Annotated in this window: 18 protein-coding genes; 3 read left to right on the top strand and 15 right to left on the bottom strand. The window is 44.4% G+C overall.

Features of this window, described 5'->3' with window-relative positions:
- Nucleotides 1–8 precede the first annotated feature (8 nt).
- The 7 genes from OA34_RS02210 to OA34_RS02180 all read right to left on the bottom strand — a co-directional run bounded on the left by OA34_RS02210 (nt 9) and on the right by OA34_RS02180 (nt 8,315).
- Nucleotides 9–734 (bottom strand): fumarate reductase iron-sulfur subunit, encoded by a 726-nt coding sequence (locus tag OA34_RS02210; protein WP_039672183.1) that lies wholly within the window; start codon nt 732–734, stop codon nt 9–11.
- Nucleotides 731–2,716 (bottom strand): fumarate reductase flavoprotein subunit, encoded by a 1,986-nt coding sequence (locus OA34_RS02205; RefSeq protein WP_039672182.1) that lies wholly within the window; start codon nt 2,714–2,716, stop codon nt 731–733. Before OA34_RS02205 ends, OA34_RS02210 begins: the two co-directional genes overlap by 4 nt.
- A gap of 2 nt (nt 2,717–2,718) precedes the next feature.
- Entirely contained in the window at nt 2,719–3,501 is a 783-nt protein-coding gene (locus tag OA34_RS02200; RefSeq protein ID WP_039672181.1) for a fumarate reductase cytochrome b subunit, read from the bottom strand.
- 189 nt (nt 3,502–3,690) lie between these two features.
- Nucleotides 3,691–4,509 carry a prolipoprotein diacylglyceryl transferase gene (gene lgt, locus OA34_RS02195; protein ID WP_039672180.1) on the bottom strand — a complete coding sequence of 273 codons (819 nt, stop codon included), beginning with the start codon at nt 4,507–4,509 and terminating at the stop codon, nt 3,691–3,693.
- 123 nt (nt 4,510–4,632) lie between these two features.
- Nucleotides 4,633–6,924, bottom strand: coding sequence for a sensor domain-containing diguanylate cyclase (locus tag OA34_RS02190; protein ID WP_286682806.1), 2,292 nt, complete (start codon nt 6,922–6,924; stop codon nt 4,633–4,635).
- Nucleotides 6,925–7,040: 116 nt separating this feature from the next.
- Nucleotides 7,041–7,469, bottom strand: coding sequence for an Hsp20/alpha crystallin family protein (locus OA34_RS02185; protein WP_039672179.1), 429 nt, complete (start codon nt 7,467–7,469; stop codon nt 7,041–7,043).
- Nucleotides 7,470–7,658: 189 nt separating this feature from the next.
- On the bottom strand, nt 7,659–8,315 hold the full coding sequence (locus OA34_RS02180; RefSeq protein ID WP_039672178.1) for a Crp/Fnr family transcriptional regulator: 657 nt from the start codon (nt 8,313–8,315) through the stop codon (nt 7,659–7,661).
- A 187-nt stretch (nt 8,316–8,502) separates the two neighbouring features.
- Here OA34_RS02180 and OA34_RS02175 point away from each other — a divergent pair, with 187 nt between their 5' ends.
- Entirely contained in the window at nt 8,503–9,693 is a 1,191-nt protein-coding gene (locus OA34_RS02175; protein ID WP_286682805.1) for an HD-GYP domain-containing protein, read from the top strand.
- On the opposite strand, the gene OA34_RS02170 is transcribed toward OA34_RS02175, so the two are convergent.
- On the bottom strand, nt 9,690–10,088 hold the full coding sequence (locus OA34_RS02170) for a YchJ family protein (RefSeq protein WP_039672177.1): 399 nt from the start codon (nt 10,086–10,088) through the stop codon (nt 9,690–9,692). The genes OA34_RS02175 and OA34_RS02170 overlap by 4 nt on opposite strands.
- 88 nt (nt 10,089–10,176) lie before the next feature.
- On the opposite strand from OA34_RS02170, the gene OA34_RS02165 reads away from it, so the two are divergent.
- A complete protein-coding gene (locus OA34_RS02165) occupies nt 10,177–11,364 on the top strand; it encodes a sugar transporter (protein ID WP_039672176.1) in 1,188 nt (395 codons plus the stop codon).
- 3 nt (nt 11,365–11,367) lie between these two features.
- Here OA34_RS02165 and OA34_RS02160 read toward each other — a convergent pair whose 3' ends face one another.
- The 6 genes from OA34_RS02160 to OA34_RS02135 form a co-directional block, all read right to left on the bottom strand.
- Nucleotides 11,368–14,217: a transporter substrate-binding domain-containing diguanylate cyclase gene (locus OA34_RS02160; protein ID WP_039672175.1), complete on the bottom strand. Its 2,850-nt coding sequence runs from the start codon at nt 14,215–14,217 to the stop codon at nt 11,368–11,370.
- A gap of 107 nt (nt 14,218–14,324) precedes the next feature.
- Nucleotides 14,325–14,951, bottom strand: coding sequence for a LysE family translocator (locus tag OA34_RS02155; RefSeq protein WP_039672174.1), 627 nt, complete (start codon nt 14,949–14,951; stop codon nt 14,325–14,327).
- Between the two features lie 42 nt (nt 14,952–14,993).
- Nucleotides 14,994–15,389 carry a hypothetical protein gene (locus OA34_RS02150; protein WP_039672173.1) on the bottom strand — a complete coding sequence of 132 codons (396 nt, stop codon included), beginning with the start codon at nt 15,387–15,389 and terminating at the stop codon, nt 14,994–14,996.
- 18 nt (nt 15,390–15,407) lie between these two features.
- A complete protein-coding gene (locus tag OA34_RS02145) occupies nt 15,408–16,175 on the bottom strand; it encodes a helix-turn-helix domain-containing protein (protein ID WP_039672172.1) in 768 nt (255 codons plus the stop codon).
- A gap of 47 nt (nt 16,176–16,222) precedes the next feature.
- A complete protein-coding gene (locus OA34_RS02140; RefSeq protein ID WP_231563878.1) occupies nt 16,223–16,339 on the bottom strand; it encodes a type II toxin-antitoxin system RelE family toxin in 117 nt (38 codons plus the stop codon).
- On the bottom strand, nt 16,329–16,580 hold the full coding sequence (locus OA34_RS02135; RefSeq protein WP_025343726.1) for a type II toxin-antitoxin system Phd/YefM family antitoxin: 252 nt from the start codon (nt 16,578–16,580) through the stop codon (nt 16,329–16,331). Before OA34_RS02135 ends, OA34_RS02140 begins: the two co-directional genes overlap by 11 nt.
- A gap of 153 nt (nt 16,581–16,733) precedes the next feature.
- On the opposite strand from OA34_RS02135, the gene OA34_RS13445 reads away from it, so the two are divergent.
- Nucleotides 16,734–17,465 carry a hypothetical protein gene (locus tag OA34_RS13445; RefSeq protein ID WP_052435342.1) on the top strand — a complete coding sequence of 244 codons (732 nt, stop codon included), beginning with the start codon at nt 16,734–16,736 and terminating at the stop codon, nt 17,463–17,465.
- Nucleotides 17,466–17,513: 48 nt separating this feature from the next.
- Here the strand turns inward: OA34_RS13445 and OA34_RS02125 are convergent, their stop codons facing one another.
- Nucleotides 17,514–18,776, bottom strand: coding sequence for a (Fe-S)-binding protein (locus OA34_RS02125; RefSeq protein ID WP_039672171.1), 1,263 nt, complete (start codon nt 18,774–18,776; stop codon nt 17,514–17,516).
- Nucleotide 18,777 lies beyond the last annotated feature (1 nt).

Raw genomic sequence — 18,777 nt, 5'->3', positions numbered from 1 at the left:
AAAGTCGACTATTTATCGCGAAGTGCGACGAGTTTTCGTCTCATATACGCAATTTTAGATTGAAGCGGTAAGTGTTTAGGGCAGTTGTCTTCACATGCGACTAAACTCATACATCCGAAAATTCCGTCATCGTCGCCGATAAGCTCGTAATAATCTTCATCCGTTCGCTCATCGTGCGGATCCATCGCAAAACGGGCGACTCGGTTAATGCCGACCGCACCGATAAAGTTAGGACGCATCAATTTCGTACCGCACGCCGCAACGCAGATACCGCATTCGATACAACGATCCAATTCGAACGTTTCGTCGGCAAGTTTCGGATCCATCGGTGCTTCGAGTTTTGCGATGTCGGGTTTATGGTTGGTGTGAATCCAACTCTCGACGCGTTTACTCATACCGTTCATCCAGTTACCCGTATCGACGGAAAGGTCTTTAATCAATTTAAACGCCGGCATCGGCATTAATTGAATTACACCTTCAGGAAAGTTTTTCGTCAACGTACGGCATGCAAGCGCCGGTTTACCGTTAACCATCATACCGCAGCTACCGCAAATACCGGCACGGCATACGAAGTCAAACGATAAGTCGGCATCCAACGTTTCGCGAATCTTTGTTAAGGCGATAAACAAAGTCATACCATCGGTTTCTTCCAGCTTGTACTCTGCAAAATGCGCCTTTGAAAGTTTTGATTGCGGGTTATATTTCATAGCCCTGATGGTAATAGTTCTACTCATTTTGCATCTCCAAATCTCTCATTTTTAGCTTTATAGTAAGGTTGAAGTTCAAATGGCATCAACGCGTCTTGAATTTCGTGTCGATCTTTGCCTGCGGCTTCCATCTCTTCTCGGATTTTATCCACTTCTTCTTGGCGTTTAAGGCTGAGTTCGTTTTCGATAATCATACCTTTTGCGCCGTATCCGCGGAACGCCGGCGGGATTTCCATTTTCATAATGTCTAAATCTTCATAGCTTACGGTTGGAAGAGTCGCGCCCTCTTTCCATGACGTAAGGGTACGTTTCAACCAGTTGGCGTCATCACGTTTCAAGAAGTCTTCTCGGTAATGCGCACCACGGCTTTCCGTTCTCTCGCGCGCACCCATGGCGACGCAAAGAGCCAGTTTGAGCATCATCGGTACGCGATACGCTTCTTCAAGCTCCGGATTGGCAGAGGTTGTTTTGGATTTAACGGTAACGTCGTGTGATTTTTTGAGTAGCTCTTCAAGCTCGTTTACGGCTTCGGCAAGACCTTTACCGTCACGGAAAATCGCTACTTTTTCCCACATAATGTCGCGCATTCTGTTTTTGATTTCAAAAATGTTGTATTTACCTTTGTTGGTTAACAAGTGGTTGATGAAATCGGATTGTTTTTTTAATGCTTTTTCAATAGTTGCCGTATTGACGTCTACTTCGTTTGCCAAACAAAAATCCGCAAAATAATCACCCACGATCATACCCGCAACAACGGTTTCGCTGACGGAGTTACCGCCCAAACGGTTAAATCCGTGCATATCCCAGCATGCCGCTTCACCAGCCGAGAATAGACCTTTAAGGGTCGGAGACTCGCCGGTCGGTTTGGTTCTGATACCGCCCATAGAGTAGTGTTGCATCGGAAGAACCGGTGCCCAACCTTTTGGACCCTCATCCGCAGGATCGATGCCGTTAAAAATTTGGCAAATTTCTTGTACGTCTCTTAGGTTACGCTCGATGTGAGCACGACCGAGAATAGAGATATCAAGCCACAAGTGCTCGCCATAGGGAGATTTAACGCCTTTGCCTTTACGAATGTGTTCCATCATACGACGGCTTACGACGTCACGACTGGCGAGTTCTTTTTTCTCAGGTTCGTAGTCCGGCATAAAACGATGACCGTCAACGTCGCGTAAAATACCGCCGTCTCCTCGACAACCTTCCGTTAAAAGAATACCGGATGGAACGATCGGAGTCGGGTGAAATTGTACCGCTTCCATATTACCGAGCTGTGCAACGCCCGTCTCAAGCGCAATCGCCGCACCGATACCGTCACAGATAACCGCATTGGTCGTTTGTTTGTAAAGTCTTCCGTAACCGCCCGTTGCGATGAGTGTTCCTTTAGCAACGTAAGCCCAAAGCTCGCCTGTTACAAGGTCTCTTACGATCGCACCGTAACAACGGTTGTTTTCATGAATCAACGCAATCGCTTCTTTTCGATCTTCGATGTTGACGTTATGTTTTAAAGCTTCATTCGCAACGCCGAAAAGCATGGTATGACCTGTTGCATCCGCCGTATAACAGGTTCTCCATTTTTTCGTACCGCCGAAGTCGCGAGAATGAATGTAACCGTGTACTTCGTCGTCTTCAACGATCGTCGTTCTCTCCGCGTTGATGATCGCTTCTCTTGGGCCTTTGGCAATTCGCGTCCAAGGCACGCCCCAGCCGGCAAGCTCACGGATCGCTTTAGGCGCAACCGTTACGAACATACGAGCAACTTCTTGATCGCATCCCCAGTCGCTACCTTTAACGGTATCGGCAAAGTGAACGTCTTCGTTGTCGCCGCGACTCATTTTTGAGTTACCAAGACTTGCTTGCATACCGCCTTGTGCCGCCGCAGAGTGCGAACGTTTTACCGGACATAAACTTAAAACCGTTGTACTCAAACCTTTGGATTGCGTCGCAATCGCCGCTCTTAAACCTGCTAAACCGCCACCGATGACCAGTGCATCACAATATTTTACGTTCATTTTTACGCCCTAACCTTCTCATCAAATCTTACTTCAACTTGTGCCGTAGGTTTATATTTATCGACCAAACCGTGGCTATATTCGTACCCGTATTTGACGTATGCGGCCAATGTTAAGAGTCCTAACGCCAAGAAGAACGCCGTAACGGCCCATTTTGCTTTTTTGAGGTTCTTTCGAGACTCTTTTGCGTTAGCACCTTCGAACCAACCCCATTTAACACAGAGGCGATACAAACCGATGCCGCCGTGGAACTCTACGGCTAAAAGAAGAAGAAGGTAAAACGGCCACATAAAATCGCCGTACATACGCTCTGACGATCCGAACGGTCCGATTTTATCGGATTGTGCCGCCATCATCAAAAGGTGCGCCGATCCCATAAAAAACATCGCAAAACCGGTAAATGCTTGCGTAAACCACATCGTCGTATCGTCGTGTTTCATCATGCCCATATGGGTTTTATAGGCTTGGTATTGTCGAAACGTAATAGGTAATTTTCGCATTCCGAGCATCGCGTGAACGATAAATACGGCGAAAACGAACAATACGATTCCTGAAACGATCCAAGGTTGCGGTTCGCTTAAGAACATACTGCCTTCAAACATTTTGGTTATGGTGTACATAAAGTCTTTGCTAATTAAAATCGTTGAAACAAAGAACATATGTCCCCACATAAACAAACCTAAGAAGAGGCCGGTCGCACTTTGAATATAATCAAGTTTTGCCGGAACTCTACTCTTTTTCCCTTCTACGCTGGTACCTAGAAAACCTTCAAGTAGGTCACTCACATCTCATCCTTTTTGTGAAGTTTAATAAACACATCCGAAGGCGCATTGTTTGCACATTCGGATGTACTTAATCACGTCGTTTCGAACGCTTTCAACGAAATAGCCTCGATTACTTTGTACTTTTTTTCGTCAATTAAGAACTCGGTTTACGAAATTATAATATAGCCAAGGGGATTTAAAAGGGATTTTTTACCCCCTCTTCATCCGCCTTTTAATCACCCCGTATAAAACGAGCGATGCAACCGCCATTACGAGTGAAAGGGCTTGACCTTTACTCATCCACCCTCCGTACACAAAGCCGATTTGAAAATCAGGCTCGCGCCAAAACTCCGCCGTAAAGCGCGCTAAAGAGTAAAAAAGACCGTACAGCGCAATCAATTCACCGTCGAATTTTTTAGACGAACGGTACATGTAAAGCAAGAGAAAAACCGCCAATCCTTCCAATAACGCTTCGTACAATTGAGAAGGATGACGCAAAACGCCATCTACGTAAATGCCCCACGGCACGTCGGTTACGCGGCCGAAAAGCTCTTGATTTAAAAAGTTTCCGATACGCCCGAAAATGTACCCCACGGGTACGCTTAAAGCGACAAGGTCCAAAAGCCGCCAGATATTCACTTTGTATTTGAGGTAGAAAAACCACGTTCCCAGTAAAAATCCTACAATCGCGCCGTGATAGCTCATGCCGCGAATACCGACGAACGTTCCGTCCATAAAAGGGTTAAACATCTGCCACGGATGCGCCAAATAATAGTCCAAATGCGGATCGTAAAACAAAATATACCCGATGCGTGCGCCTAAAACGATCCCGATTTCGATCCAAATAAAATAACTTTCCAAAATTTGATTCGAAAAACCGAGCGCGTCTTTTTTGACAAAAAACTTTGCGGCATAAAGCGCACCTAAAAGGGCTAACATGTACATCAATCCGTACCAATGTACGGCAACGGGGCCTAATTTAAAAGCGACCGGATCAAAATGAGCGTAAATATGATTCCAAAACGGCATTATTTTCCTTATAATCAATCTTGACATGTAGACTTTTTACCGTAACCTACGGCATGCTAAAGTTTGCCGACGCCGTCGGTCAAATGAAAAGAAAAGTTTACCTTTTCTTGGTTAAGAAAGTGTTTAGAACGAGATATCTTGCGTATAAACTTCACATTCTACGCGATTGCGCCCGTGCGCTTTTGCACGGTACAACGCTTCGTCCGCTCGCGCGACCATACTTTTTTCATCATCGCCGATATGAAACGTCGCCACGCCGAAACTGACCGTTTTGCTTCCGATGCGGCTGAAGGCATGGCTCTCGACCAAAGCGCGTAATTTCTCCGCCAAAGCGTACGCCGCCGCAAGATCGCATTGGGGTAGCAAAATCAAAAACTCTTCTCCGCCCCATCGTCCGAGCGCGTCTTCTTTACGAATACGGCTTTTTAATACCGAAGAGAGCTCTTGCAATACGATGTCGCCGACTTGATGACCGTAAGTATCGTTGATTGATTTAAATTTATCGATGTCTAAAAGCGCAATCGAAAACGCCGAGCGGTGTCGTTTTGCCAAGCTCAGATACAATGCGAACAGTTCATCGAGTTTCAAACGATTGTACAATCCCGTCAATTGATCGGTTACCGAAAGTTCCTCGATACGCTTTTTATCGGTAATGTCGTTACGAATTGCCATATAGCCGATCAAACGGTCCGCATCGTCGTAGCGCGGCGTAATGATCGTATCGACCCAATACGTCGAGCCGTCTTTACGCCGATTTTTAATCTCTCCGTGCCATGAAGTACCCGTTTGTAGCGTTTTCCACATCGCTTCGTAAAACGAAAGCGGAACGTCCGGATGCCTTAAGAGACGGTGCGTTTGAGCTATCAATTCCTCTTTGGTATAACCCGAAATTTTACAAAACGCGTCGCTTGCCTCGGTAATCGCTCCTTGCGTATCGGTGCTAGAGATCATGACGCAGGTATCGATAATATGTAAATAGCGCTCGATTTCCCTTCTTGATTTTCGGTATTCGCTCATATCGCTACAGGTTACGACCACCTTTTCGATCGTTTCAAAATCGGCTTTGAAAATCGGTTGCGCGTTAATCAAAAACCATAACACTTCGCCCTCTTCCCGTCGATGCCCCATCATGACGTTGTAACATGCTTGCTTGGTCGCCAAAACTCTGTAAACGGGACGTTCTTCTTTTAAAAACGCTCTTCCGTCTTCATGACACGCATTGAGATTTGTGGGCGGAGACTTGAGCATATCGCTCAAAGAGAGGTTAAACATCTCTTGCGAAGCAAGATTGCACTCAATCAAATTACCTTGTGCGTCAAATACCATCACGCCTTCGCTCATTGCTTGAAAAATCGAGCGGATTTCCGCTTCGGACTCCAACAGTCGATGTGTTTTTTCCTCGGCGATACGATACGCTTTTTCGCGCGTGTGCTGTAACGTATAAATCCATGCGCTTAAAAGAGCAAACAAAAGCACGCCCAAACTCATCTGAACCGCCGGAAGGTAGCGTCCTAAACCGATATCGAGCACTTGATCGGATTTAAAATAAAGCGTCCATTTTTTACCGTAAAGTTCCAATACAATGTAACGTTCGAATTTTGGCATCGTTAAAGCGGGTTTTGAGTCGTAAAGCCTCTTTTGAAGCACCGGCGTATCGCCGTCGTAGATTTCAAAATCCACCATAATATAGTTAGCTTCCAAGAGCGTTTGAAAGAGCGTTTGTGCTTTAACCGCTACAAAAACGATCCCCTTGGTTTGCGCCAACCGTTGCGCATCGGATAAAGGAAGGGGCGTATGGCTGTAGACCGGATGCAAAATGATAAAACCGGGTTTTTGATCGTCGTTCTTTTCTTGAACCAAATCAATTTTCGACGAAAGCGTCGTTTCCGCACGTGAAATCGCATGAAAAATCGCCTCTTTACGAACCTTTTCGCTCATGAGGTCGTATCCTAGTCCTTTTTGGTTGTGTTCGGTAAAAGGCTCCAAATAGGTAATCGGAAAAGCGATTTCGCCGGCTTCTTCTTGCGGAAAAATCGTATAATAAGGAAACCCTTCATTCCACAATTCACGCTCGTGCTCGGGACGATCGTGTGCTCTGACAAGCGGCGCGTAGCCTAAGGCATGGAGTCCCGGAAAATTTTGTTCGACATGGTGTTGATCGGCAAAATGTTTCCATTCCAGACGCGTCACGTTCGAAGATGCGTTCATAAACGCAACCGCGCTTTGAAGCAATTGCACGTTCGAATCGAGTGCTTTTTCGATCAGTAAAATGACTTGGTTGGACGCATTGGTAAAACGGGTTTTTTCCGTTTGTTCGATCCACTCTTCGCTCTTCCATGCGACGAAGGCAGAGACGAAAACGCCGATCATAAAGATAAGTAAGGGCCATAAAATTTTGTGCAAAAGACGTTTCACCGCTTCCAATCCTCATGGTAGAATCCACACAAAGATTGTAGCGAAAAAGAGAGAAAAGTAAGGAATCAAGGGGAAGAAGGCAAGGAAAAACCTTGCCTAGAAGAAGATTAAAAAGCTTATTTGACTTCGATTTTTTTGACTTCGGCTTTCTCGACTTTGAGTTTGGGAAGTACCACTTCTAGTACGCCGTTTTCGCTACTTGCCTCGATATTTTCGACATCGACGTTATCGGGAAGCGCGAAACTTCTTTGGAATTTACCGTAGGAACTTTCGACTTTGTAGTAGTCTTTTTCTTTGCGCTCCTCTTTGAAGCTTCTCTCTCCTGAAATAATCAACTGATTTTCTTTCAGATCGATGTGAATATCTTCTTTTTTAACGCCGGGAAGATCGACTTCGACGTGATACGCAAATTCGCCCTCACGCGTGCTCACACTCGGCTTAAACGCGGAGATACCGTTCTCGTCCGCCTCAACGGGATAGTAACCGAACAACTTGTTCTCAAGCTCTTTAAGTTCTCTAAACGGATTGAATCGTGTGACTAACATGGCTAACTCCTTGTAGTTTTTTTGATGAGAGAAGTTTAGCCCAAACCTATCAAGGATGTCTGCCACTTAAGTAGCACAAAAACCCTTTTTTCATCACGGCTTTTAGGCAAAGCCCAAAAGCCTACGCTAAGCCGCTGTAGCACTAAATGGCTTGCCTCTTGCAAGGGTAGCACGTGGTTTGTATGACGTTTATTCCTCGGGAAGGTGTTCGAGCAGGTTTTGGGAGTCTTTGATGAAAATTTCTTTGCGCTTCACGTCAATTAATCCTTGCTTTTTGAGCGATTGAAGGTTTCGGTTGAGCACTTTGCGCACCGTGCCTACAAGACTAGCGAGCTCTTCGTGTGAAAGGTTGTTGATGAGTTTGAGCGTCTGTTTTCCTTCATGCTCCTCGATGTTCCGCGCGATCAGCTTAATCAAACGCGTCGTCGTATCGTAGAGAGAGAGTTCGCTTGCCAAATTTTCGACGTCACGCAACTGCTTGGCGACGTAAGGAAAAAACAGTTTGTTAAACGAAGGTTTCGTCTCGATCCATTCGCGAAACAGTTCAATCGGAAAAACCAATAATTTGACGTCGTCCAATGCCATGGCAACGTTTTCGTGAAGCTTCCCGTCAAGCAAACTAATCACGTCGTACATGTCGCCCTTACTCAACAAATACAAAATCTGTTCTTTACCGTTTTCAAAGTTAATTTGAGAGACTTTCACGCGCCCTTCCAATACGACGAAAAAGTGTTCCAAGCACTCTTCCGGTCGCATCAGGACTTCGCCTTTTTTCACAAAACTGATGCGTCCGAAGCGTGAAATATCTTCGTGAAGTTCTTGTTGAATCACGTCTAATGCATACATTTTAAGGGGCTCTCTCTTTAAAACAATTTATGGTTTATCATTATTCTTGACGTAAATTATAGTATGATTTTGCAAATTTCTTGGGAGTCTCACAGTGAATCGTACCATTTTACGTTCTTTCATCTTACGCGCATCTTTCGCAACCCTCATCCTACTCATTTTTGGCGTATGGGGCGAGGTGTACTTTATGCAACGCGATTTTGAAAAAACGCTCAGTCGCCATCTTGAAGAGCAATTAGGTAGTTTAAAAGAAGAGTATTCCTACTCCCTCAAACAACATTATCAAGAAAAAAGCGAGTTAATGCGGCATAATGCACAAACACTTATGAATAAAATGGAGTTTATTCATCTTGAAATTTATGACGAAAACCATGAAGAGCTTTTTAACCTTTCACCTCAAACGCAAAAGGCAAAAATACTAGATGACGTGATTCAACAAAATCATGATCGTGTTTTACTGCATACATTTCCCAAAGACGCCCGTCCCGTTTATAATTTTTTTAGCCTTCAAGAACATCTCTTTATACAAGTTTTTTTTCCTTTAGTCGTCAATACGCATAAGATCGGTTACATCGAGGGCGTTTTGCTGATCAATCCTTTGAGCGTCAAACAGTTTAAAAACAGTCTCGTGATGACGGTAGCCGCCATTTGCATTAGTACCTTGTTATTATCTCTCATCATTTTTCCGCTGATTGTTTTAGCATATCGGCAGTTGAGTCAAAAGCACTCGGCGCTCATCAACAGCAATATTCAAACCATTCGCTCTTTAGGTAACGCCATCGCACAAAGAGACAGCGACACGGACGAACACAATTATCGCGTCACGCTTTACAGCATCGCTTTAGCCGAACGTATCCACTTGCCGCGCGAAACGATCCAAAAACTGATCAAAGGCGCTTTTTTACACGATGTCGGAAAAATCGGTATCGCCGATGCGATTTTGCTCAAACCCGGCAAACTGACCGATGAAGAGTTTAACCGTATGCAAGAGCATGTGACAAAAGGCATTGAAATCGTTCACGGTATTGAATGGCTGGATGAAGCTAAAGAGGTTATTTTATACCATCATGAAAAATTTGACGGAAGCGGTTATGCCCACGGTCTCAAAGGCGAAGAGATCCCTTTGGCGGCTCGTATCTTTGCCGTTGTCGACGTTTTTGACGCCTTGACTTCCAAGCGCCCTTACAAAGAGCCTTACCCTTTGGAAAAAGCCGTTGCGATTTTACGCGAAGGCAGCGGAAAACATTTTGACCCGATGATCGTCGAAGAGTTTTTGATGCTCATCTCACTCTCGTATGAGACGATGCTTCTTATGGACTCTACGCATTTCAAAGCCAAGCTCTATGAAAAAATCGCTTTTTACTTCGATGAGACCTAATCCACTTCACCGTCAACATACATCCACGTTTTGCCGTAGCGTTTGAAGCGCGAATGTTCGACATGTAAACCCTCTTTACCCTCATGAACGTACGTTGCGCGAAACGAAACTTTGCCGACTTTGTCGTTGACGCCGCCTTGCCATACGCTTAGAACCTCTACGTTCATCCATGCGATACGCTTACATGTAGCGATAATCTCTTCTTTGAGGTGTTTGTCGCGCGAATGCGGATGCGTCGTTTGCACCAAATAATCCGCCAAACCGAAGACAAATGCACTGAAACGCGAACGCATTAATGCTTCACATGTCGGCGCGTTAATTGCTTTATGGTAACGTTCGCAACACGCTTCATAGGGTTTTTGGCTACCGCAAGGACACAAATCGGCTTTTTTCATGAGACGTCTTTTTGAGTGAAATTCAACGCTTATTATAGCAAACCTTCTTTCAACTTCTTTTGTACGTGTTTTGGTTACACTTCGCGTTATGAAAGTTGCATTGCTACCTTTTTATACCTCGCTTCGCCCGTGGTTTCCCGTTTTTTGTTTAACGATTTGCGCGTTTATTTTCAACACCACCGAATTTGCGCCCATCAGTCTTTTATCCGACATCGCCCGCGATTTTCGTATGAGCGAAGCGCAAGCGGGGCTGATGATGAGCGTTTACGCGTGGATCGTCGCGACCGTGTCGTTGCCCTTAATGCTCTTAACCCAGTCGGTCGAACGCAAAAAACTTTTGCTGTTGCTTTTGGTCTTTTTTATCGGCGCACATCTGCTCTCAAGCGTTGCGTGGAGCTATACGACCTTGATGGTCTCACGCGTTGGCATCGCGTTTGCCCATGCGATTTTTTGGTCGATTACCGCTTCGTTGACCTATCGCTTAGCACCCAAAGGTCAAACCACGCGCGCACTCAGCATCTTAGCAACGGGAAGTGCTTTGGCGGTGGTGTTGGGATTGCCGATCGGGCGTATTATCGGGCAAGCGTTGGGGTGGCGTTTTACGTTCGGGTGTATCGCCGCATTATCGACCCTCATGCTTTTCTTTCTCGTCAAACTTCTGCCTTTGCTTCCAAGCGTTAACGCCGGATCGCTTAAAAGCCTGCCGTTGTTATGGAAGCGTCCGGCGTTGCTGGGCATTTACCTGCTCACGATTGTCACGATTACCGCACATTTTACCGCCTATACCTACATCGAGCCTTTCGTACAACAAGTCTCGCTCTTGGGAGAGACGTTTGCCACGACCGCACTTTTTATCTTCGGTACGTCCGGACTTTTAGGAAGCGTGATCTTTGCCAAGTTCAAACAACGCCATCCGTTTCGCCTGATCGTCTTTGCTTTAAGCATGCTGATCGGCGTACTTTTGCTGCTCTTACCGCTTGGATTCTACCCTCTTAGTTTGAGCGTCTTGTGTGTCCTATGGGGCATTGCGGTTTGTTTGGTCAATCTTATTTTACAAATCAGCGTCTTGGAACTTTCCCCCGACGCGACCGACGTAGCGATGTCGATGTACTCGGGCATTTACAACATCGGTATCGGTGGAGGTGCGTTTGTAGGCAGTCTGGTCATTTCGCACAGTTCTATGGCATACGTCGGCTTCGTCGGCGCACTGTTTGGAAGCTTTGCGCTGGCGTTGGCGGTTTGGCTTTGGAAGCGGTATCTTGTAGAGAGACGTTAAATCTTACATGTCAAATGCAACGACGCGGTTTCGCCCTTGCGCTTTGGCTTCATAGAGGGCTTTGTCGGCTTTGTCGAAAACTTTAACGATACTATCGTATTTTTCAAATTGCGCTACCCCGAAACTCGCCGTAATCGAAACTACTTCGGGAAACCTGTACGCGGCAATGCTTTCGCGCAATTTTTCCGCCAAAGTTTTAGCCCCGTTTTTGTCCGTGTTGCGGCAAATGAGCAAGAACTCTTCGCCGCCCCAACGTCCGAACACATCGCTTTCGCGTTTCGCACGCATCACAATTGCGGCGATGCTTTTGAGTACCTCATCGCCTCGTTTATGCCCGTAATTGTCGTTCACGTTTTTAAAATAATCCAAGTCGAATAAAACAATCGAAAGCGGTGATTGATACCGATCGAACAACTTTTTTTCCTGCTCTAAAATATCATCCAGCTTCAAACGATTATGAATACCCGTAAGCTTGTCGGTGTTGGAGAGGATTTCCAGTTTTACGTTGTATTGATGGAGTTGATACTGCCTGATCAAGACGATAAAAACAATAAAACCGATGAACGCCGAAATGATATAAACATACGTATAGTCCATATGCCCCTCGACGTTGACCGAAATCCATTTGTTTAAAACGGTTTGTTTTTGGGTCGCATCGATCGAATCGATCGCTTTTTCAAATAACGAGAGCAAAAGCGGTTCATCGTTTCGCGTCGCGATGCTCAGGTCTATTTTTTCATCCAGTTTGCTAATGATTTTTAACGAACCGAAATAGTCTTTTTGAATCTGATACGCCATCGTCGGTAACGTCCCGATAAACCCGAAAAGCTTCTTTTGCGCCACTTGCTTGAGTCCCTCTTCGTCGCTTGGGGTATCGACAAATTGAAGATTCGGATAATGAACCCTCAAAATATCGCCGTACGCATACCCTTTGGTTATACCGATGGATTTGCCCGCAAGCGCGTTCATGTCTGCGTAAAACACTTTGTCTTCCCCCGAAACCAACACAAGCGGTATTTGCATGTACGGATGGGTAAAATTGAGATATGCCTTACGTTCGGGCGTCGCGATGGAAAGCGATAAAATGTCGCACTGACGCTCTTTGGCTTTAAGAAGCGATTCCGCCCACGTGCGCGTCGGTATCAAATCGATCGGAACGCCTAAAAACGTCTCCATAAGGGCGATATAATCGGCAATGATGCCCACGTGCTTCCCGTTTTGGTTCATCTCCAAAGGCATTTGATCGGGATTGATACACATACGAATACGGTTTTTTTGCGCAAGGTATATCTGCTCGTCTAAGGAAAAAGCCAATCTCAACTCTTTGGACATAATGCTTTTCGACCACTTGGATTTCAGCGCGTCTAGTTCATCGGGCGTGACGCTGTGCAAGGCTTTGTTGATAATCCCTTGTAGGATTTCGTCTTCGGGTTGCATCACGATGTAAAGGTTGCTATCTTCCAAATTTTTGAGCGCGACTTTAAAAGCGACATGTAAGTTGGTGAGCATCTCTTTTTCGATGATATAATGCGCCGTAAACGCATCGTCGACTCCGGCGTCGATCAATCCGTATGCGATCGCTTCGAGCATCTCTTTGGCGGTTTCATACTCCACAACGTTGAGCTCGGGATACTCCTCTTTGAGGTATTGCGTCGTCGGCCACCCTTTGCCCGCACCGACCGTTTTACCTTTGAGCGTTTCCATCGTGCTGATGTCGTGACGCTTGGTTTGGGTGATGAGGGCTAAGTCCATCGTGATAAATTTATCGCTGAAACGAAAATGGTGACGTCGCTCCGCGGAGGGAATGAGCGGTTGCGCCATCTGAATCTCTTTGTTTTGAAACTTTTCAAACACGACAGGCCATGTACCGCTGATAAAATTGAAATGTATGCCTACTTTTTTGCCTAAAAGTTTCAAATAATCCACCGAAAAACCTTTTGCCTCGCCCTCTTCGTTAAAATCGTACGGATACCAGCCAAGCTCGTTGGTCACGCTAATGATGGGATGCGTTGCGATATACATTTTTTCATGTTCATTTAGCTCGATACTTTGCGTGGCGGCAAGCGAATTTTTTTCCTGAACCAGCGGAAGGTATTTGCGCTTGATCTTTACATGTAAATCTTGCGGCATGACCTCCAACATCTTATTAAAAAGCGAGATAAACTCAGGCCAATCCTTCGCCACAGCAACAGACTGCTCTTCGGTAGCGTAGCGCGTGAGATTGGAAATCTTGACGTTATCCAGACGATAATTTTTAACAAACATGCTCATAATCGCAATATCGCCGATAAAACCGTCGACTTTATGCTCGTTGACCGCCCTCATCGCTTCAAGAGAATTGGCATAAGTGACGTAGGTAAAATGCGGAAAATCGTGTTTAAGCTTCTCGTTAATCACGTAATGAGGAACCACGGCAATTTTACGCATACTCCCGTTAAAGAAGATTTCGGAAGGAAAGGTTTTGGACGTTAAAAGCGAGAAAGGAAAAGCACAGTAGGCTTTGCTAAAGAGCATCGTTTGGTGAAGTTGAGAATTAGGCGTCAACCGTAAAATGACGTCGATACCCTCGTGCGTTTTCACACGCTCCAACGCTTCCGCCCAACTGCCGCGGGCGTCGTATTCGATTTTGAGATTGAACATGGAAGCAAAAAATTTGATGTACTCAACGCTGATGCCGACGTACTCGCCCTCTTGCATAAATTGGTACGGCGGAAGGTCTTTGGTGATGCGAACGTGAAGGGTTTTGGTTTTATCCAACCATGCTTGCTCTTGTGGGCTTATCTCAACCGTTGCGGCATGCAACCATCCAAGAAAGTACGCCGTTATAAAAAAAAGGGAGACGATCACTTTCATGGCATGCCCTCTCAAGACAAGAGTGTTTCGGGACTTCGGGACTTAGTATACTAAAAATTTTCTACAAATGCGTTATGCCGAAACGTTTAGCCTTACATGTAACGTTTTTAATGCTCATCAAGCAACAGTTTCAGCCCTAAAAAGAGGAAGAGAGCTCCGACGGTTTTATGAAACCATCGAATTGCGAAATGATCCGACGTTAGTTTTTGCAGTGCAAGCGTTGCACTCCATGCGATCAAAATATTCCATAACGTTCCGTTCACGTTAAAGACGACACCTAAAAAGAGCATGCTTAAGGAGTGGTATTGCGCTTGTTGATCCACAAACTGAGGTAAAAATGCTAAGAAAAAAAGTGCGACTTTGGGGTTGAGCGCGTTGGTTAAACACCCTTGCCAAAAAATCGTTTGAAACGAGACAAATCGCGCACGTTGCGACGAAACGAGAGAGGCACTTTGAAAGATCATCTTAAAGCCTAAATACAAAAGGTACAACGCACCGATGACCTTCACGACCGTAAACGCCGTTGCGGAAGCAACGAGAAGGGCCGATAAGCCGACGCTTGCCGCCACGATATGCACCATACATCCTGTCGAAATTCCCAAAGCCGCCGCCAAACCGCCTTTAAAGCCTCGTGACGAAGCGTGTGAAAGAATATAAAACGTATCGGCTCCGGGCGTCATATTGAGCAGTAAACCGGAGACGACAAAAAGCCAAAGATCGTGTGTTCCGAACATCGTTCTCCTTGCGTTGCTTCAGGGTGCTCTGTTTTGAAGAGTTTATCGCGTACTATTATAGTGTGAACTTCCCCAAAATCCAAGCAATCCAACCGGTAAAAGCAATACCCACTGCGGTAATTTAAACCACCAACCGCTTGATGTTTGCATTGCTATCACGGCTAAAAAGATACCGCCGAAAGAGCACCACAAAAAAGCAATGCACCTCACGGTTACAAGCAGCTCTTTCGTACAGGCATAAGAACTTCGTATGAAAATCAATGCCGAAAACCCTAGCGTTACCGAAACCATATGCCATAGGGCATACAAAACGAGCTTCGCTTCTTCATCCATCGGCGTCGCGAGCAATACCGAAGCGACATCCGCCCCGCCTGCGATGACGTGAATCAGCGTCGTTACCAGTGCCAAAAGCCCTGCTAGCAAAAGTTTTATATTCATCGTATCGACCTTAATTTTTTACCGTATTGTAGGGTGCAACGACGCTTTTGTCTTGTAAAAAACCGACATAATCTCATGCGTGGGAAAAAACTGTGAGAATTTTTTGAACTCTTTATTGAAGTGAGATTGGTCACAATAGCCAAATTCATACGCAATCGCGGAAAAATTGGAAATATCGTTTTTGATTACCTCTTTAAAGACCGTAAAAAAGCGCAGAATAGTACAAAATTTTTTCGGCGTATACCCGATGTAATGCTTGAAAAGCCGCTCAATTTGGCGACTTCCAAGCTGTGTGAAATGTTCCAAATCGCGCATCGTTCGAACGCCTTGATACAATGTGATGTGATCAACGAGGTTGAGTATCGGTTGATGAAATACCGTCGTTTTGCATAAAGATTCAAAAAGCGCGTCAAGGAGAATGACTTTTTGAGCCTCATTCGCCCCGTAACGATCAAGCTGATTGCGTAACGATGGAGACACCTCCGCTAAAGGGACGACCCGATTGATAAAAGTATGGGCTTCGATGTTTAACAGTTGAGGCAAAACGGAAGGACGAAAACGAATTCCAAACGAATAATCACCCACTTCTATCGTAATGCTTTTGCTCTCGCTCATCGCTCCGACAAGCATCCATTGCCGCTTTTGATAGACAAGATCCATGCATCCATCCGGCACGATGGGTATTAAAATGCTTTTGGACGAACTGTTTTGAAGGCTCCAATACGTATCGATGAAAGTTTGAAGAGCAAAAGAAGGGTGGTATTTTTGAGTTTCTAAACCTTGCATGTCAATGGCCTTTTGCGTTTACATGTAAAGCACTTGGTGTATCAAGGCTAACTCGGATTTTCAAGTCTCTCTTTGAGTTTCTTTTTGAACTGCTCTTTGATCGTCTCACCCAAATTCTTCCACTCTTTAAGCGCTTGTGGGTGAAACTCTAACTCATAGCTCATCAAGCGTTACTTTGATGGGCGTGTAATCTTCGCTTTGCCTGCTTGTCACCTCTTTGGAGAGCATATAATCATCCAACATCGCCATCAGTTTTTCATACGTTTTTGAAGGCACAAGATAAGCACTCGCTACATTATGATTGAGTATGGCGACAACCTCATCACCCGCATTTTCCAAAATTTGCGTGGGTGATTTTTTAAGCTCGGTGATGCTTGCTGTGTAGTTGGATAAAATAGGTTGCATTTTAAATACCTTTTTTAGTATTTTATTTAGTGTTTATTAAACTTATATAAAGAAGTCCTGTCAAATCAAAATTTAGGATATTATCGTTTCAATACTCTTTTAAGATTTCTTAGGCAATAATTTGAGTCAGATTATTGATAAAGGCTATGTGCTATGAAAGTTTTTTTATTAATATTGACTATTGTATTACTCAGTGGATGCGCATCATCAACTCCTAGCGATTTTAAAATTTTTGAATCTAAAAAAAATGAATTCATTAAAAATGAAGAATCTAAAAGTTATATTTTAGGCAAAAGGCAAAGTTGCTATGTAGGTGATAAAATTATCAATAAATTTTCATATAAAAAACATATTAAAGAAACTATCAATTCCGATAATCAGCAAGTGGAATCTTTAATTGATTTTAAAGCATTGAACAAAGGTCAATTATACTCACTTAGTGGACAATCCAAATCTTTGGCAAATGAATATTATATTTTTATTTATAATGACAGTGGATGGTATCGTTATATAAAAGCTGATTTGGAAGGTTATATAAGAAGTGCTCATTTATTCGATTCATCAGGGAAAATCGTAGAAGAAAATTATATACAAACCTATCTTGGGCAAAAAGTTTTTCAAAAACATGACTTGAAAAGCTCATCAAATGTTGAAGAAACTTTTTTAAAAGGCTCTTTTGAACTGATGCTTCTCTACAATGGAAAAAGTAACAACGATATAAAAATTCAATATAGAGAATTTAAAGATGATATGGCAAGAGCAGCTTTTTATCAAGACCTAACATATAACTTAGATGAAAGTAAAATTATTCGTTTTAAAAATTTCAAAATTGAAATATTAAAAGCGAGCAATGAGAGACTTGACTTTATTGTTCTAGAAGAATAGAATCAAAAATTACATGTAAAGCTTTTCAGCCTTACATGTAACAGTTTATTACCCTTCTCTTAATGCCTTAGCAATCAATTCTATCGGGTTTTTAAACACAACATCGACTTTTTGCCCGTGCATCGCGTCACTCAGTTGCATACGACACGCACTGCATTCGGCACTGACGAACTGCGCTCCCGTTTCTTGAATCATCGCCGCTTTTGGTACGCCTGCGGCTTTAGCGAAACGGTAATTGCCCGTTTGCATCGTGACACCGCCGAAACCGCAACAACGGTTCGGGTCACTCATCTCTTTCATCACGTAATTTTGTGAGAGTAAGTTTCGCGGCTCTTTCCACACACCTTGCATTTTGCGCGCGTGGCACGGGTCATGGTAGGTAACGGCATCGCTTTGTTTGGCTTTGGTTGCCAAGATTTGCGCTAAGTTGGTTTTCTTTTCCAAGTATTCGGTTGCCATAAAAATATGCGGAGCAATAGCTTTGGCTCTGGCTTGCCACTCTGGTTGGTCGTGGAAGAAATGCACGTAGTCGGCTTTGATCATTGCGCTACAGGTCGCTTCTGGAATGATGATGGCGTCTAATTCATCTTTAAAGCCCTCGATGTACTCGATGTTAAACTTTGCAAGCGCATCAACGCTGTCAAAATCGCCCGTAAAATACTGAGGCGCGCCACAGCATTTTTGTTGTTTGATGAGATACGCATCGATCTCCAAGACTTTGAGAATCTCTAATAGTGCCTTACCGATATCGGTGTACATGTAGTTTGCCAAACACCCGATGAAAATGCCCACTTTGCCTTTGCCGCCGTTATAAATCACGTCAGGGTGGGAATTCAAAAACGTTTTCTTTTTCAAGCTCGGGAACAATCTGTCCATTTTAATGATCGGGAAGTTTCGCATGTACATGGAGCTTTGTTTCTCCACCAGTTTAAAACCGCACGTTTGAAACATGTAACCCAAACGGGCTAAGACGTCCATAATATTACGGTTGCGTAGCAAAAAGAACGCAAGTTTTTTATACCATGCAAGCCCGAATTTTTTACGAATATCGTTACGCGCTTGCTCGATGAGCCCGTCGACCGGTAAAGAGTTAGGGCAGACGCTCACGCAATTGGTACACAAAAAACAGCTTTCAAAAATCTTTTTAGCGTTTTTATCCAGCTCCAACTCGCCTTTTTGGTACGCACCTAAAAGGTCTAAAAAACCTCTCGGACTCGTTACTTCGTCACGGTTCACTTCGTGAATCGTACAGACCGGAATACACTTGCCGCATTTGACGCAGGCATCTGAAGTTAGGGTATAGGGGAACATG

The sequence above is a fragment of the Sulfurospirillum sp. MES genome (genome assembly GCF_000789415.1).
In the GTDB taxonomy this organism is placed as follows: domain Bacteria; phylum Campylobacterota; class Campylobacteria; order Campylobacterales; family Sulfurospirillaceae; genus Sulfurospirillum; species Sulfurospirillum cavolei.
Note: the sequence above shows the minus strand (reverse complement) of the source record. Positions and strands in the feature narration are given on the sequence as shown.

Excerpts from the sequence above, each read along its gene's own strand:
- OA34_RS02140 (WP_231563878.1), bottom strand. The coding sequence starts at position 16,339 with ATGAGCTATGAGTTAGAGTTTCACCCACAAGCGCTTAAAGAGTGGAAG.
- OA34_RS02185 (WP_039672179.1), bottom strand. The coding sequence starts at position 7,469 with ATGTTAGTCACACGATTCAATCCGTTTAGAGAACTTAAAGAGCTTGAG.
- OA34_RS02170 (WP_039672177.1), bottom strand. The coding sequence starts at position 10,088 with ATGAAAAAAGCCGATTTGTGTCCTTGCGGTAGCCAAAAACCCTATGAA.
- OA34_RS02155 (WP_039672174.1), bottom strand. The coding sequence starts at position 14,951 with ATGTTCGGAACACACGATCTTTGGCTTTTTGTCGTCTCCGGTTTACTG.
- OA34_RS02125 (WP_039672171.1), bottom strand. The coding sequence starts at position 18,776 with ATGTTCCCCTATACCCTAACTTCAGATGCCTGCGTCAAATGCGGCAAG.
- OA34_RS02180 (WP_039672178.1), bottom strand. The coding sequence starts at position 8,315 with ATGTATGCATTAGACGTGATTCAACAAGAACTTCACGAAGATATTTCA.
- OA34_RS02175 (WP_286682805.1), top strand. The coding sequence starts at position 8,503 with ATGCAACGCGATTTTGAAAAAACGCTCAGTCGCCATCTTGAAGAGCAA.
- OA34_RS02160 (WP_039672175.1), bottom strand. The coding sequence starts at position 14,217 with ATGAAAGTGATCGTCTCCCTTTTTTTTATAACGGCGTACTTTCTTGGA.
- OA34_RS02210 (WP_039672183.1), bottom strand. The coding sequence starts at position 734 with ATGAGTAGAACTATTACCATCAGGGCTATGAAATATAACCCGCAATCA.
- OA34_RS02135 (WP_025343726.1), bottom strand. The coding sequence starts at position 16,580 with ATGCAACCTATTTTATCCAACTACACAGCAAGCATCACCGAGCTTAAA.
- OA34_RS02150 (WP_039672173.1), bottom strand. The coding sequence starts at position 15,389 with ATGAATATAAAACTTTTGCTAGCAGGGCTTTTGGCACTGGTAACGACG.
- lgt (WP_039672180.1), bottom strand. The coding sequence starts at position 4,509 with ATGCCGTTTTGGAATCATATTTACGCTCATTTTGATCCGGTCGCTTTT.
- OA34_RS02145 (WP_039672172.1), bottom strand. The coding sequence starts at position 16,175 with ATGCAAGGTTTAGAAACTCAAAAATACCACCCTTCTTTTGCTCTTCAA.
- OA34_RS02205 (WP_039672182.1), bottom strand. The coding sequence starts at position 2,716 with ATGAACGTAAAATATTGTGATGCACTGGTCATCGGTGGCGGTTTAGCA.
- OA34_RS13445 (WP_052435342.1), top strand. The coding sequence starts at position 16,734 with ATGAAAGTTTTTTTATTAATATTGACTATTGTATTACTCAGTGGATGC.
- OA34_RS02165 (WP_039672176.1), top strand. The coding sequence starts at position 10,177 with ATGAAAGTTGCATTGCTACCTTTTTATACCTCGCTTCGCCCGTGGTTT.